Source organism: Mesorhizobium sp. LjRoot246, assembly GCF_964254115.1.
In the GTDB taxonomy this organism is placed as follows: Bacteria; Pseudomonadota; Alphaproteobacteria; order Rhizobiales; family Rhizobiaceae; genus Mesorhizobium.
In genome coordinates this window covers 1,248,941-1,264,064 of the sequence record NZ_CAXUSN020000001.1, presented here as the reverse complement: position 1 = coordinate 1,264,064, position 15,124 = coordinate 1,248,941, and the positions used below count along the sequence as shown (strand labels likewise).

12 protein-coding genes are annotated in these 15,124 nt (G+C 62.8%); 6 read left to right on the top strand and 6 right to left on the bottom strand.

What is annotated here, in order from left to right; all coding sequences use genetic code 11:
• Positions 1-72 precede the first annotated feature (72 nt).
• Both ACSQ3L_RS05920 and ACSQ3L_RS05915 read right to left on the bottom strand, forming a co-directional pair.
• The gene (locus ACSQ3L_RS05920) at positions 73-1,170 is read right to left on the bottom strand and encodes an ISAs1 family transposase (protein WP_436158456.1); all 1,098 of its coding nucleotides are present in this window, start codon (positions 1,168-1,170) and stop codon (positions 73-75) included.
• 257 nt (positions 1,171-1,427) lie between these two features.
• Positions 1,428-1,700 (bottom strand): usg protein, encoded by a 273-nt coding sequence (locus tag ACSQ3L_RS05915; RefSeq protein ID WP_436159102.1) that lies wholly within the window; start codon positions 1,698-1,700, stop codon positions 1,428-1,430.
• 303 nt (positions 1,701-2,003) lie between these two features.
• Here ACSQ3L_RS05915 and acs point away from each other — a divergent pair, with 303 nt between their 5' ends.
• Both acs and ACSQ3L_RS05905 read left to right on the top strand, forming a co-directional pair.
• On the top strand, positions 2,004-3,959 hold the full coding sequence (gene acs, locus ACSQ3L_RS05910; RefSeq protein WP_436159101.1) for an acetate--CoA ligase: 1,956 nt from the start codon (positions 2,004-2,006) through the stop codon (positions 3,957-3,959).
• Positions 3,959-4,702, top strand: coding sequence for an MOSC domain-containing protein (locus tag ACSQ3L_RS05905; protein ID WP_436159100.1), 744 nt, complete (start codon positions 3,959-3,961; stop codon positions 4,700-4,702). The genes acs and ACSQ3L_RS05905 overlap by 1 nt, the downstream gene beginning before the upstream one ends.
• On the opposite strand, the gene ACSQ3L_RS05900 is transcribed toward ACSQ3L_RS05905, so the two are convergent.
• The 3 genes from ACSQ3L_RS05900 to ACSQ3L_RS05890 all read right to left on the bottom strand — a co-directional run bounded on the left by ACSQ3L_RS05900 (position 4,703) and on the right by ACSQ3L_RS05890 (position 9,203).
• Positions 4,703-5,971 carry a class I SAM-dependent methyltransferase gene (locus tag ACSQ3L_RS05900; protein WP_436159099.1) on the bottom strand — a complete coding sequence of 423 codons (1,269 nt, stop codon included), beginning with the start codon at positions 5,969-5,971 and terminating at the stop codon, positions 4,703-4,705.
• 358 nt (positions 5,972-6,329) lie between these two features.
• Entirely contained in the window at positions 6,330-7,805 is a 1,476-nt protein-coding gene (locus ACSQ3L_RS05895; protein ID WP_436159098.1) for a pilus assembly protein TadG-related protein, read from the bottom strand.
• Between the two features lie 528 nt (positions 7,806-8,333).
• Positions 8,334-9,203, bottom strand: a complete 870-nt coding sequence (locus tag ACSQ3L_RS05890; RefSeq protein WP_436159097.1) for a transglutaminase-like domain-containing protein — start codon at positions 9,201-9,203, stop codon at positions 8,334-8,336.
• Between the two features lie 162 nt (positions 9,204-9,365).
• Between ACSQ3L_RS05890 and ACSQ3L_RS05885 the strand changes: the two genes are divergently transcribed.
• Positions 9,366-10,031, top strand: coding sequence for an HAD-IA family hydrolase (locus ACSQ3L_RS05885; protein ID WP_436159096.1), 666 nt, complete (start codon positions 9,366-9,368; stop codon positions 10,029-10,031).
• Between the two features lie 211 nt (positions 10,032-10,242).
• On the opposite strand, the gene ACSQ3L_RS05880 is transcribed toward ACSQ3L_RS05885, so the two are convergent.
• On the bottom strand, positions 10,243-10,464 hold the full coding sequence (locus ACSQ3L_RS05880) for a DUF1674 domain-containing protein (RefSeq protein WP_436159095.1): 222 nt from the start codon (positions 10,462-10,464) through the stop codon (positions 10,243-10,245).
• A 119-nt stretch (positions 10,465-10,583) separates the two neighbouring features.
• Here ACSQ3L_RS05880 and htpX point away from each other — a divergent pair, with 119 nt between their 5' ends.
• The 3 genes from htpX (at position 10,584) to ACSQ3L_RS05865 (ending at position 14,952) form a co-directional block, all read left to right on the top strand.
• Complete coding sequence (gene htpX / locus ACSQ3L_RS05875) at positions 10,584-11,606, top strand: zinc metalloprotease HtpX (protein ID WP_436159094.1); 1,023 nt, start codon at positions 10,584-10,586, stop codon at positions 11,604-11,606.
• Positions 11,603-12,991: an RsmB/NOP family class I SAM-dependent RNA methyltransferase gene (locus tag ACSQ3L_RS05870; RefSeq protein WP_436159093.1), complete on the top strand. Its 1,389-nt coding sequence runs from the start codon at positions 11,603-11,605 to the stop codon at positions 12,989-12,991. Before htpX ends, ACSQ3L_RS05870 begins: the two co-directional genes overlap by 4 nt.
• Positions 12,992-13,227: 236 nt before the next feature.
• Positions 13,228-14,952, top strand: a complete 1,725-nt coding sequence (locus ACSQ3L_RS05865) for a heparinase II/III family protein (protein WP_436159092.1) — start codon at positions 13,228-13,230, stop codon at positions 14,950-14,952.
• The last annotated feature ends 172 nt before the right edge of the window (positions 14,953-15,124 follow it).

The window sequence follows — 15,124 nt, the reverse complement described above, 5'->3', positions numbered from 1 at the left end:
CTGCCACGGCGCAAGGTCAGCGGGACAGCGCCCCCCTCTGGCCTGCCGGCCATCTCCCCCTCGTGGGCAGGGCTATCGCATATGAGTAAAGAGCTGGAAGAGGAAGTCTTTGTTCCATCTGGCTCTTCGCATCTTGCCTGCGATGGATTTGTCGATCGGATGGGCTTGCAAGATGTTTTGAGCGAGACGTCGGATGATGGCCAGGTTTTGCGGCCCGTTATCCTTGCGGGTTCGGGCATCGTCCTCGTGGAAGACGACATCGAGGCTCCAATGCAACTGGTTCTCGATGGTCCAATGTGCTCTGACGGTCTCGGCCAGTCTTTTGGGCATGAGCACTTTGGAAAGTGCGACATAGCGGACCGAGGTGGTGGGTTTGCCGCCTGCCACGCTGCGGGTGGCTTCGATGCGGCCGATCGCCTTGAGGCCGGGAAAGTCCGGCGCGTCGAGCAGCCGCTTGAGCGGCAGCACCGAGGCTCTTCGCGTTTCGGTACGGCCATGGCTGCTTTCGCTGGTCTCGAAGAAGGCGATCTCGCCGGCTGCGGCGAAGCTTCGCTCTGCTGCGGCGAACAGCTTGGGGCGATTGCCCTTCAGCCCCAGCGCATAGTGCGCCTTCTTGCCGATCAGCGCCTTGGCCGTGTCGGGACGACAGTGCAGCGCATCCGCCGTCACCGTGCAGCCCTTCAAATCCAAGCTCTTCAGAAGATCCAGTGTGGTTGTGACCTCGTCGCCTTCGGGCGCGCGGGCAGCGGCAATCGACAACCTTGTCTCGGCGTCCCACACGCTCACCATCAAAGGCGGCATAAAGACCCGACCCTTGGTGTAGCCGCGCCGCAGCGATTTGCCGTCGACCGCCACCACGCCGCGCGGCGAAGGCCCAAGCGTTTGTCGCAACGCTGCCATGAAGGCGGCAAAGCTGCGCGAAAGCTCCTCGGCGTCAAGAAGTCGAAACACCCGGCTGAACGTATCGTGGCTTGGACAGCCATGCTCCAGCGTCACGATTTCTTTCAGCTCGTCTTCCCGCCCCTCGACGAAATCGGCAATATCAACACAGCTCTTGGCACCACAAAGCGTGGCAACCAGAGCCAAGAACAGAAGCTCCGCCAGATCATGACGCGCGTTGACGTCACGCGGGTCCCGGACTTCACGCAAAATCGAAAACAGAAACGACATACGGCCTCATCTTCAAGGAGAAGGCCGCTAAAGAATCAATCTTTTAACTCGGCGCAAGACGCACTCTTACTCAAATGCGATTCCCCTGCCCTCGTGGGGGGGAGATTGGCAGATCCACTGACAACGCCACCCTTGTCACACCTGAGTTTGGCGAAAGCCGCCGCGACACCCGATCTCCCCCCTTGAGGGGGAGATGTCCGGCAGGACAGAGGGGGGCGCCGTAGAGCGCCAATCCTAACGGCCCCGTAGCACAAGCCCTAATGCAGCACGAACTCCCCATCCACCTTGCGCCACTCATTCGGCGCGATCAGCTTCTGGTGCGTGTAGCTGATCGAATGCAGCGGCCCGTCCAGCTCGGCCTTCCAGAATTCGATGAATTTGATCAGCACCGGAAACTTCGGCGCCAGATCGTAGTCCTGCCAGATGAAGCTCTGCAGCAGGTGCGGGTGGTCGGGAAAGTGATAAAGAATCTTGGCCGTGGTCAGGCCATAGCCCTTGAGCATCAGGTCCATTTCGGCATGGTCGCGCATTACGGTCCCCAGGTTGATTCGCCTGTCCTCCCACGGCCGATTGTGCGCGCCGTTGATTAATCGTCTATTGATTTTTTCTTCATCTGAACCGGCTTTAGCATGCGAAAACATGCAGTTAGCAGCGCACTTGGCCGAGTGCTGACAGCTTCGGGAAAGCCACCTGCGGCATCCCGCCGCGCGAATCCAACGTCTAATGTTGCCGGAACGGCGGAACTGGTAATAATGCCGCCGAATTCGCGGCCGTGTCGCCGCGATCCCGCCGGCATGTCAAGCCGGCGGATTGGTTCGGGAGGAAAATCAGGAATGTCCGAGGTTCATGTCCATCGCGCCCAGCCGGCGTGGAAGAAAAACGCGCTGATCGACAATGACACCTACCTGAAATGGTATGCCGACAGCGTCAAGAACCCGGACAAGTTCTGGGGCAAGCACGGCAAGCGCATCGACTGGTTCAAGCCCTTCAGCAAGGTCAAGAACACCTCCTTCGACGGCAAGGTCTCGATCAAATGGTTCGAGGACGGGCTGACCAACGTTTCCTACAATTGCATCGACCGGCACCTGAAGAAGCGCGGCAACCAGACCGCCATCATCTGGGAAGGCGACAATCCCTACGACGACAAGAAGATCACCTACAACGAGCTCTACGAGCATGTCTGCCGGCTTGCCAATGTGATGAAGAAGCACGGCGTCAAGAAGGGCGACCGCGTCACCATCTACATGCCGATGATCCCGGAAGCGGCCTATGCGATGCTGGCCTGCACGCGTATCGGCGCCATCCACTCGATCGTCTTCGGCGGGTTCTCGCCGGATGCGCTGGCCGGCCGCATCGACGACTGCAAGTCGACCTTCGTCATCACATCAGATGAAGGCTTGCGCGGCGGCAAGCCGATTCCGTTGAAGGAAAACACCGACAAGGCGATCGAGATCGCCGCGAAGGCCGGAACGAAAGTCGAAAAGGTGGTGGTCGTGCGCCGCACCGGCGGCAAGATCGGCTGGATGGCCGGCCGCGACGTCTGGTACCACGACGAGGTCGCAACGGTTAAGGCCGAATGCAAGCCCGAAAAGATGAAGGCCGAGGACCCGCTGTTCATCCTCTACACGTCGGGCTCGACCGGCAAGCCGAAGGGCGTGCTGCACACCACCGCCGGTTACCTCGTCTACGTCTCGATGACGCACCAATATGTCTTCGACTACCATGACGGGGATATCTACTGGTGCACCGCCGATGTCGGTTGGGTGACCGGTCACAGTTACATCGTCTACGGCCCGCTCGCCAACGGCGCCACCACGCTGATGTTCGAGGGCGTGCCGAACTATCCGTCGCAGTCGCGCTTCTGGGAAGTCATCGACAAGCACAAGGTCAACATCTTCTACACCGCGCCGACGGCGCTGCGCGCGCTGATGGGCGCCGGCGACGCGCACGTCACCAAGACATCGCGCAAATCGCTGCGTGTGCTGGGTTCGGTCGGCGAGCCGATCAATCCGGAAGCCTGGGAGTGGTATTTCAACATCGTCGGCAACGGCAAGGTGCCGATCGTCGACACCTGGTGGCAGACCGAGACCGGCGGCATCCTGATCACGCCGCTGCCGGGTGCCACCGACCTCAAGCCTGGGTCGGCGACGCGGCCCTTCTTTGGCGTCAAACCGCAGCTGGTCGACGGCGAGGGCAAGGTGCTGGAGGGTGCCGCCGACGGCAATCTGTGCATCGCAGATTCCTGGCCGGGCCAGATGCGCACCGTCTATGGCGATCATGACCGCTTCGTGCAGACCTATTTCTCGACCTACAAGGGCAAGTACTTCACCGGCGACGGCTGCCGCCGTGACGCCGACGGCTACTACTGGATCACCGGCCGCGTCGACGACGTCATCAACGTCTCCGGCCATCGCATGGGCACGGCCGAAGTCGAATCCGCACTGGTCAGCCACGACAAGGTTTCGGAAGCCGCCGTCGTCGGCTATCCGCACGACATCAAGGGCCAGGGCATCTACTGCTACGTCACGCTGATGGCCGGCGAGCAGCCGAGCGAGGAGCTGCGCAAGGAGCTGATCGCCCATGTCCGCAAGGAGATCGGCGCCATCGCTTCGCCCGACAAGATCCAGTTCGCGCCCGGCCTGCCGAAGACGCGCTCTGGCAAGATCATGCGCCGCATCCTGCGCAAGATCGCCGAGGACGATTTTGCCGCACTTGGCGACACCTCGACGCTTGCCGATCCGCATGTCGTCGAAGACCTGATCGCCAACCGGCAGAACAAGAAGAGCTGATGCAGGCCGCGCTGGGCACTGTCAGTGAGCTCTGGCGCTATCCGGCGAGTTCGCTTGCCGGCGAGCGCCTGAAAACGATCTCGGTCGACGTCGAGAGCGTCGACGGCGACAGAATGTTCGGCCTTGTCGACGCGTCCGACAATGAGATCGCACGGCCGGATCGCGACGCGAAATGGCACAAGGTGCCGCGCATCCGGACCCGGCTCTCGCCTGCCCGCGAACTCGAGATCGCGGTCCCGGACGGCGACTGGCTGGCTGCGCCGGGTATCGAGAGCGACCGCGAGGTGTCGTCTTATCTTGGCTTTGAGGCCTCGATCCGGCCGTTTCGCGGCGAGAATGCCGCGCCTGACTATACCGGCCCGCTAACCGCGGAGCGCTACCGCAAGGCTCCCATTCATCTCCTGACCACGGCATCGCTGGCACGCCTGAAGGCGCTGCATCCGGAAGGCACCCCCGACCCGCGCCGCTTCCGCCCCAACGTCGTCGTCGACATGCCGGCAATCGAAGGCTCGTTTCCCGAAACCGAATGGATCGGCCGCAAGCTTGCCATCGGTGATCTCCTGCTGACCATCTCCGAGCCGTGCCGCCGCTGCGGTTTCACCATCATCGCCCAGGATGGCTTCGACCACGACCCCGGCACCCTGCGCAATCTGGTTCGCCACAACGCGCACAATCTCGGCGTCTACTGCACGGTCGATCGGCCGGCCAGCGTCGAGGTCGGCGACACGATGCGCTTCATCTGATCATTGGTACAGATCCGCCCGCGTCGGCGGCAGCCCGCTTGGACCACGCGCGCGCTTGGTGACGACAGTCTGGAAAATCTGCGCCGAGGCGCGTTCGAAGGTGATCGAACAGCCAGTCAGGTAAAGCAGCCATAGCCGCGCCTTGGCTTCGCCCACCTCGGCGATTGCCTCGTCGAACCTTGCCTGCAGCCGCTCCGCCCACAGCCTGCAAGTGCGGGCATAGTGCTCGCGCAGGTTCTCGACGTCGTAGACGAGAAAACCATGCGCCTCGAGATTGCCGAGCGTCATGCCGATGGTGTCAAGTTCCCCGCCGGGGAAAATGTATTTGAGCAGCGCCTTGAACTCCGGCCCCTTGCGCAGGGTTTTCTTCATGTCGCCCTTGCTGCGCCGGGTGATGGCGTGGTGCAGATAGATGCCGCCCGGCTTCAGCAGGCGATGAACGGTCTTGAAATAGGTGGCGTGGTTGGCAAGCCCGAGATGCTCGAACATGCCGATCGACGAGATCTTGTCGAAGCTGCCGGTGAGCTCCGCATAGGATTTGATCTCGATGGTGATGCGGTCCTCCAGTCCCTCGGCGCGGATGCGCTCGCGGGCCAGTTCGGTCTGCGCCTGCGACAGCGACACGCCATGGCCGATGACGCCGTAATTCTTCGCCGCATGGATCAGCATCGCGCCCCAGCCACAGCCGATGTCGAGCAGTCGTTCGCCAGGCTTCAGCCGGAGTTTGCGACAGATATGGTCGAGCTTGTCGATCTGCGCTTGATCGATGCTGTTGGCGAAATCCTTGAAGTAGCCGCAGCTGTAGACCATGCGCTCGTCGAGGAAGAGCCGGTAAAAAGTGTTCGAAATGTCATAGTGATGCTGGATCGCTTCCTGGCTCGAACCGCTGACATAAGGATTGCGTCCCGAAAGATCGGTCCGCGCCGTCATCTGCTTGCGTGCCAAAAGCACGGAAGGCAGGTCGCGCAGGATCGCCATTTTTGGCAGCGACTTGATCTTGGTTCTGAGCTTGCCTTGCGACGGCAGGGCGTAGAAGTCGAAAATCGTCCCGTCTTCAATGTCTATCGTCTTGGAAATCCACATCTCGATCAGCGTCGACAGGGACGGTCGCTTCACCACCTGCCAGACGATGTCCTGGTCGTTGATGGTGAGCACGGGACCCGTGGCGGGGCCGATCCGCTCGCCGGACCACAGCCTGACGGCAAAGCCCGGCTTCAATGTTTCGATCACCGTTCGAACGATGCGAGCGGCCTTTTCGGCTGCCTCCATGCGATTCCTCCGAATGCTGGCCCCGGCAGAAGATTGCCCGGCCGGCCGGGCAATCGCAAGCCGGCTCGCACGAAGCCTGGTTGTTGGCTAATTTCAGACCTGCGCCTTGTCTTTTGTTGCGACGCACCCCATCATGAGCATGTGTTCAACAAATCGAAAGGAGGTGATCCGATGTCGAGTGATTTCGTTTTCCAGAACGTGGCCTCAGCGGATTGCACTTTCGGGAAGCAGTCTTCCCGTTAAGGCGCGAGATGCGCGGCGGCTGACCTCATAGGTCATCGCCATAGGGCCGCGTCACGGACGGAAACACGGAAGGCCGCCGGCTTCGAAAGAAGCGGCGGCCTTTTCCGTTTGCGGATTACTGGGTCAATGCGACCTTTTCGGTGTTGCGAATGATTTCCTGAAAGGCGTCGTCCAATTCGGCTCCGGTGGACACGTCGAAGAAATGTTTCTTGGCGGCGGAGGTGTCCTTCGACGAACAGTCCTTCAGCACCGCCTTTGCCTGGTCTCGCTCGGGTGCCGACATGTCCTTGTCGTCCAGATCGAAGCCGATGGTGAAAATCTCGATGCCGTCATTTTTCATGTTGCCGCACAGCGTTTCGGCGTTGCCGCGCGCAAGGTTGCCCTGCCTGTTGTAGCTGTCCCCAGCACCGGCGAAGGCGGTATTGAACTGGCCATCGGTCATCAGGATCGCGACCTTGGCGATCTTCTTCGGATCGGCATCCGAGGCGCCCTTGCCAAGACCTGCATTCCTGATCGCAGTGCGCCATTGCGGCGACAGCATATAATAGGTCCATTGGATGGCTATCGCGCCGGCCGTGTAGCCATCGGCCTGGAAGTCCTCGATAGAATCAAGCAATGCATCGGAATCGGCGGTCAGTGGGATCACTTCCGCATCAGGGCACCTGTTCATGCCCTCGCCGAGATGATCGTCCCGGTTGACCAGGGCATAGTATTTCTTGCCGGTCCTGTCGGTGCGAACCGTGTCTGGGCCGTCGGCGCTCAAATCCGCATTGCCGTTCTTGTCCTTGCGCTCCGTGCCGCAATTGTCGGGGCGTGGCATCGCCGCGCCGACAATGGAGATGTAGTCGCTGAAGGAAGGCAGCAGATTTTTGCCCGTCTTGGCGACGAGAAGCGGACTGCCGGCGACCGGTGGCAGCTCAGAACTGCCTTGCTTCTCGGCATAGATGTTTTCCGCCAGCTTGCCGGCGTTGACGCCAGATGCGTAAGGCACAATCGCGACGCGGATGCGGGGGTTCTTCGGATCCTGGTTCTGCAGCATCGTCCGAACGGCATTTTTTGCAGCAGCTTTCAGATCGCCGATTTTGTCGACCTTGCCCTGCGGCCTCATCGATCCTGTTATGTCGAGCATCATCGCCACTTCGACGGTCTTGTCCGAATAGAGCGCCGTTGTGGAAGCGGTGACGCGTTTCATGTCGCCCGTGCCGAAAATCGGAAAGTACAGCGCGACATCGACATGGGCGTCTGCCTGGACCGTCTTGGCGGTCCTGTTGACAGTCAGCCTGTCGAGCACGATCTGGTTGGCTTGCAGGATGCCAGCCTGGCTGTTGGCGTCGAGAAAAGCCTGAACCGATGTGTTGGCATCGGCCTCGTTGGTGGCACCCGTTGTCAGGTCGCGTGCCGTCGACGTGACCGCGGCATCGACCACGCTCTGGAGGCTCGATCTGGCATTGTAGAGCTGCGATACGTTGACCGAGAAGCCGACAGCCAGCGCCAAGACCGAGGCGCTAAGGCCGAACAGGACCGCGAAATTTCCACCGCGATCTCTGGCGAAGCCGCCGACCGCGTGAACAAGACCCCCGTAATTCCGCATCCTACAGCCTCCGCTTGCCTCGGCCTCGTCGCCGCGGACAGGGCAATGCAGGATTCCCGCCGGATAATGCCGCCGCGCGCCGGAGAGCCAGCCACTCAGTAATAACTCATTGTTTTTGTTTGGTTTCAAGCTTCACAAAGGTGAATGATTGGTAAACAGAAAGACACAGCTGCGGCTTTGTTTTACAAACCGCTTACCATCATCTGATCCCAGGATCGCGGTACGCCCGATGACGTCCTGTTGCGGCACAGGGCTTGTGTGCCGAAGCGAACCAGCTGTCCCGAGATTGCAGGACACGAAATGGTCGGATCCGACGCCTCCCGGCACCGAAAGACCAAAGCGCATCACGTTTGAAAACTGGGATCACCTTCGGGCGACGTGCCTCAAGGTGTGTTGAGATTCAGGTCAGGCCGAGTCGAAAATGATGGCTTTCGAGAACCGGAGCGGAGCGGACATCGGGTCCGTGAGCACCGGAAGCGCAGAAAGCCGTCGTTTGCAGGCCGGCCTCACCTGAATATCGACATACCTTTAAGCCAGCATCCGCGCGCTGATGGTCCTGTCGATGCCGCGATAGGGTGGGTTGAACAGATTGCCTTCCTGTTCGTAGGTCCACACCTTGAACAGGCTGAGCCGGTGCGGGCCGAAGCTGTGCAGCAGCGGCACGTCGGTGGCGTCGCGGCCGCGCGCGATGACGATACGACCGATTCTCGGCATGTTGTGGCGAGGATCGAACGTGTACCAATTGCCGTCGAGGAACACTTCCAGCCACGCCGAAAAGTCCATCGGCGCCGGATCGGCCGGTACGCCGATATCACCGAGGTAGCCGTTCACATAGCGGGCCGGAATGTTCATGCAGCGGCACAGCGTGATCGCCAGATGGGCGAAGTCGCGGCAGACCCCGACGCGCTCCTCATGCGCCTGTGCCGCGGTGCGGGTCGAGCGCGCATAGCCATAGCCGAACGACAGCCGGTTGTGGACATAGTCGACGATGGCCTGCACGCGCGCCCAGCCGGGCGGGATGTCCTCGAAGCGCTCCCAAGCCAGGTCACTCAGATGATCCGTCTCGCAGTAACGGCTGCCCAGGAGATAGAAGAGCACCTCGTCGGGCAGTTCCGCCACCGGCACCTCCCCGGCCAGCGTGTTGACTTCGTCCGTCTCGCCGCTGTCCTCGATGACCGCATCGTAAAGGATGCGAAAGCCGCCGGCGGGCGCCGTGAACCGGCGGCAGGCATTGCCATGCAGATCTTGGTAGAGCCTGGTCGACACGGCAGGCGATGTCAGCACGCGTGTCTGCCGCTTGATGTCGGCCTGCCTGTCCTTGTGGATCTCGAGCATCGAAATCACCGGGGTGGCCGCGGTGCATTCTATGGCGATTTCATAGCCGAGCCGGATCAGCATCGCGGTCCCCCTTCGATCGTCGTGGAAACAGTTCAAACGCGGCGAGGGATGTCGTGGTTCCCCTCGGCCGGATGGAAAAGCCCGTCACCTGTCTTCCCCTGCCCTGGTCGAGACGTTAGGTTCGGCAACGCCACAAGCGCTCCCCCGGACTCAAGGAAAATCATGTACTCAGGCAGAAAATTCGCGGCCTTCCTCTTCGACATGGACGGCACGCTCATCAATTCCATCGCCTCGGCGGAACGGGTCTGGAGCGATTGGGCGCTTCGCCAGGGCCTGGACGTCGCCGCTTTCCTGCCAACGATCCATGGCGTGCGGGCGATCGAGACCATCACCGGCCTGGCACTCCCAGGCGTCGACCCGGCACACGAGGCCGATCTGCTGCTGAAGGCCGAGGCGGCCGATATCGACGGGATTCTCCAGATCGCCGGCGCAGCGGCATTTCTCAATTCGCTGCCGCCCGAACGCTGGGCGATCGTGACCTCCGCGCCGCGCGAACTGGCGCTGTTGCGTATGCAGGCCGCCGGCATCCCTGTCCCGGCCGTTCTCGTCGCGGCGGAAGATGTTTCCCGCGGCAAGCCGGCGCCCGATTGCTTCCGGCTCGGCGCAGAACGGTTGGGCTTCGATGCGCGCGACTGCCTCGTGTTTGAGGACGCTCCGGCTGGCATCACGGCAGCCGAGGCGGCGGGCGCGGCGGTCATGGTCATCAACGCCACGCACAAGCATCCGGTGCCAACCCAGCATGCCGCGATCGCAGGTTACGACGGCGTCGGCATCACCGTCGACGAGCGCGGCTGGATCGCACTCGAGCCGCAGCGCAACGCAGCCTAGCCAAGGGTGTGTTGAGATTCAGGTCAGGCCGAGTCGAAAATGGCGGTTTCCGAGAACCGGAGCGGAGCGTACTTTAAGTACGTGAGCACCGGCCTACGCCGGCCGTAGCCTTACCCGAAACGGCCACTCACGACTGCTTCGGCCGGCGAAGGCCGGAAGCGCAGGAAGCCGCCGTTTGCAGACCGGCATCACCTGAATACCAACCGCACCCTTAGAAGTCGCTGGTCAGGCCCTTTACCTCCCAGTCGCCGTAGCGCCCAGGCTCCTTGCCGCCGCGGCCGCCGATCTCCTTCGGCAGCGCGGCTTCCTTCTCGCGGTAGTCTTTCCGCCGCGCCGCGGCCTCGGCCAACGCACGGCGTGCGGCCGGCGTCAGCTCTCTTTGCGATGCCGCTTCGGCAGGAGCGGCGCCTGTTTTACTGATTTCGTCGGTCATGCGATAATCTCGGCTGATTGAGCCCAGTCAATTGAAACAGGAACTGGCGTTTCCCATCATATAGCCATGAACCCACGCCGATCGACCCCTTTTCGCTATCCCCCGGACAGGAGCAGACGATGAACACCATCCGCACCGCCATGCTGCTTGCCGCGATGACCGCGCTGTTCATGGGCGTCGGCTTTTTGATCGGCGGAACCGGCGGCATGATGATCGCGCTGCTGATCGCCGCCGGCACCAATCTGTTCAGCTACTGGAATGCCGACAAGATGGTGCTGTCGATGAACCGTGCCGTCGAGGTCGACGAGAAGAACGCGCCCGAATACTACGCCATCGTTCAGTCGCTGGCCAAACAGGCCGGCCTGCCGATGCCGAAGACCTACCTGATCGACAATCCGCAGCCGAACGCCTTCGCCACCGGCCGCAACCCGCAGAACGCGGCGGTCGCCGCCTCCACTGGCCTGTTGCAGGCGCTGACGCCTGAAGAAGTCGCAGCCGTCATGGCGCACGAACTCGCCCATGTGCAGCACCGCGACACGCTGACCATGACGATCGTCGCCACCCTTGCCGGCGCCATCTCGATGCTCGGCAATTTCGCCCTCTTCTTCGGCGGCAGCCGCGACAACAACAACCCGTTCGGCTTTGTCGGCGTGCTGGTGGCGATGATCGTCGCACCCTTTGCCGCGATGGTCGTGCAGATGGCGGTCAGCCGAACCCGCGAATATGAGGCGGACCGGCGCGGCGCCGAAATCTGTGGACACCCGCTCTGGCTGGCATCGGCCCTTGACAAGATCGCCCGCGGCGCCGAACGCATCCGCAACCCCGATGCCGAGCGCAATCCGGCAACCGCGCATCTCTTCATCATCAATCCTCTTTCCGGCGAGCGCATGGACAGTCTGTTTTCCACCCACCCTGCCACAGAGAACCGTATCGCTGCCTTGCAGGCGATGGCACGGCAGATGCAAGGCAGTGAAACCCAGGCCGCCCCGCGCCAGGCTCCGACGCCACGGCAGGCGGACGAACAGCGGCCATCCGGCCCGTGGGGCGAGGCCGCACGGGCCGAGCAGCCGACGGAGCCCGCCAAGCCTAAATCCAACCTATGGGGTCGCAACCCGACCGGGCCTAAGGGCCGGTGGTCGTGAGCGTGGCGGACAGAGGATCTCGACGCACGGTTTCAGGCGATCAGGAACACAGGGACGGCGGCGACTTCGTTGCCGGCCTTGCCGCCCGCAAAGCGGCGGCGCGGCTGCTTGCCGCCGTCATCGACGCCAGGACACCGCTTGACGGGCTGACCGACCACGAGAACGGCCACCCGCAGTACAAGGCGCTCGACCTGCGCGATCGCGGCCTGGTCCGCGCCATTCTGGTCACCGCGCTGCGCTACCGCATGACCATATCGGGGCTGCTGGCGCGGCGCCTGGAAAAGCCGCTGCCGCCCAACGCCACCGCTTTGTCGCACATATTGCATGTGGCGGCGGCGCAGATCCTGTTCCTCGACATTCCCGACAGCGCCGCCGTCGACCTCGCGGTGACCCATGCCAAGTCCGATCCGCGTACGGTGCGCTTCTCAGGTCTCGTCAATGGCGTGCTGCGCACGCTCGCGCGCGCCAAGGAAACGGAATTGCCTGCCGCCCTTGCCGCCACCGACGAAGCCCCCAAATGGTTTTCCGACCGGCTGAAGGCCACTTATGGCACCGAGAAGGCAAGACAGACCCTGGCCGCCCATCGCGTCGAGGCGCCGGTCGACTTCTCGGTCAAGGCCGATCCCGATCTGTGGGCCGAAAGGCTCGGCGGCATCGTCCTGCCGACCGGCACGATTCGGGTGCAAAACCTTGTCGGTCCCGTCACCGAACTGCCAGGCTTTGCCGACGGCGCCTGGTGGGTGCAGGACGCCGCGGCCAGTCTGCCGGCGCGCCTGTTCGGCGATGTCAGCGGATTGCGCGTCGCCGATCTCTGCGCGGCCCCCGGCGGCAAGACCGCGCAGCTCATTCTCGCCGGCGCCAAGGTCACCGCCGTCGACACCTCGAAGAACCGGCTGGTGCGGCTGACGCAGAATCTCGAGCGTCTCGGCCTGTCCGCCGACATCGTCCAGGCCGACCTGCTCAAATACGAGCCGAAGGATTTGTTCGACGCCGTTCTCCTCGACGCGCCCTGCTCCTCGACCGGCACTGTGCGGCGGCATCCCGACGTGCCATGGACCAAGACGGCGGCCGATATCGAGAAACTGGCCGACCTGCAACGCAGGCTGCTCGCCCGTGCCGTCACGCTGGTGAAACCCGGCGGCAGGATCGTCTTCTCCAACTGTTCGCTCGACCCGCTCGAGGGCGAGGACCTCTATGCCGCCTTTCTGGCCGGCACGGCTGGAATAGCCAACGATCCGCTGCGGCAGGGCGAGATCGCCGGCATCGATCCGTTCCTGACGCCGCAAGGCACGCTGCGCACCACGCCCGCCGACCTTGACCTTGGGTCGCCCGGGATTTCCGGTCTCGATGGTTTCTTCGCCGCCCGCATGCGTAGAGCCGGCTAATGCATGTCGCCCAAAAGTGCGCAGCGGTTTTGGGACAACGACATGCATAAGCAGAACCCTGAAGCGCGCCGCACCGCGACGCGCTTTGAGATTTAACCGACTGGATTTACTCACTTTTTTAGGGAAGGTCGGGGCCAAGGCCGGATGAACCGGCGCCGTCCCGTGGAATTCGCCTTCGCACGAGTCGCTCAATCATGTAAACTCGACGCTGGGGAAGCGGACGATCAGGAGGGGTTTTGGCACTTGCTGCCAGCAGCACGACGCGTCTGTGGACGCTTGTCGCGAAGGAGTTCTGGCGCAAAACGCGCCGGCGCCTGCGTGCCGGGCCGGTCTATCGCTGGCGCTATTCCGGCCGCACGCCCGAACGTGTGCTGATCGCACCGCCGGACCTGCGCCTCGCCGATCCGCAGATCGCGCTCGAAATCTACTACGGCCGCTATCCGCTGTCGGGGCATCTGGTCGAAACCGGCGGCAAGTCGCCCTTCCAGATCAATGTGCCCAATCATGGCTGGCAGAAGACGCTGCACGGCTTTCGTTGGCTGCGGCACATGCGCGCCGCCGGCACCGAGCTCGCCGCCGCCAATGCCCGCGCCCTGGTCTCCGACTGGATCACCATGCATGGCAGCCATATTTCCGGCATCGCCTGGGAGCCCGGCACGACGGCCAAGCGCATCATCGCCTGGCTGCAGCACTCCTCCATCGTGCTGCAGGGTGCCGAATTCCCCTTCTACCGCGCCTTCCTGAAGTCGGTTGCCATGCAGATCCGCTACCTCAGGTCGATGGCGCGCGAAATGCCCGACGGCAAGGACAGGCTGCGTGCCCGCATCGCGCTTGCCTTCGCCGCCTTGTCCCTGCCGGCGCCGGCATCGGCGCTGCGCGGCGCGACGCGCAACCTTGCCGAGGAACTCGACCGCCAGATCCTCGCCGACGGCGGCCACATTTCGCGCAATCCGATGGTCGTCCTGGAAATCCTCGCCGACCTTCTGCCGCTGCGCCAGACCTATGCCAACCAGGCGGAAACGCCGCCGCAGGCGCTGATCGGCGCCATCGACCGCATGCTGCCGGCGCTGCGCTTCTTCCGCCATCAGGACGGCAGCCTTGCCCGCTTCAACGGCATGGGCGCCACCATCCACGACCGCATCGCCACCATCCTGCGTCACGACGATACCGCCGGCGCGCCGCTGCTGCATGCACCGCATTCCGGTTATGAGCGCCTGTCGATGGGTGGCACCACGATCATTGCCGACACCGGCCTGCCGCCGCCGGTCGACGTGTCCAACGCAGCGCATGCCAGCTGCCTCGCCTTCGAACTGTCGTCCGGGCGCCAGCACTACATCGTCAACGCCGGCATCGACACCTATGGCGCGGCTGAATTCCGGCCGCTGGCGCGCGCCACCGCCGCGCACTCGACCGCCACCATCAACGACACCTCGTCGGCACGCTTCAGCCATTCGCTGCGCGTCAACGACCTGCTCGGTTCGCCGCTGATCGGCGGCCCGCAGCATGTGCAGTGCAAGCGCACCGACCAGAAGGGCGTTCAGGGGTTCATCGCCCGCCATGATGGCTATGTCCCGCGCTTCGGCTTCCTGCATGAGCGCGAGCTGAAACTGTCGGCGAACGGCAATGTGCTGGCCGGCAGGGACCGTTTCCAGCGGCCCGGCAATGCAGCGATCCGCAACAACGGCCGCGACTTCGTCACCGTCCGCTTCCACGTCCATCCCGACATCCACCTGCTGCAGGACGAGCATAATCGTCTGGTCCTGACCGCCGATCAGGCTGACACCTGGGTGTTCACATCGGCCGAAGTGGTGCCGGAGGTCGAGGAATCGATCTATTTCGCCGGTCTTGGCGGCCCGCGCCGCAGCCGCCAGATCGTGCTTGCCTTCAAGGCCTCGGAAGTCGCTGAGGTCCACTGGCAGCTGACGCGCACCAGCATCGCCGGCTACCCGGAAAACAACTGACCCCACCTGACAGGGCTTTCGAACTCAGGTTAACAAAAGGCCTGACGACAGCCAGTTCGGCGGTGTCGGCAGCTTTTTTGCCGGGCAGCTTTCACGGTAGGAATTTTTTCTTGACTCCATGACGTCAGCTATGGTACATTTTTACCTATGGTGCTTATTTGCGCCAATGACC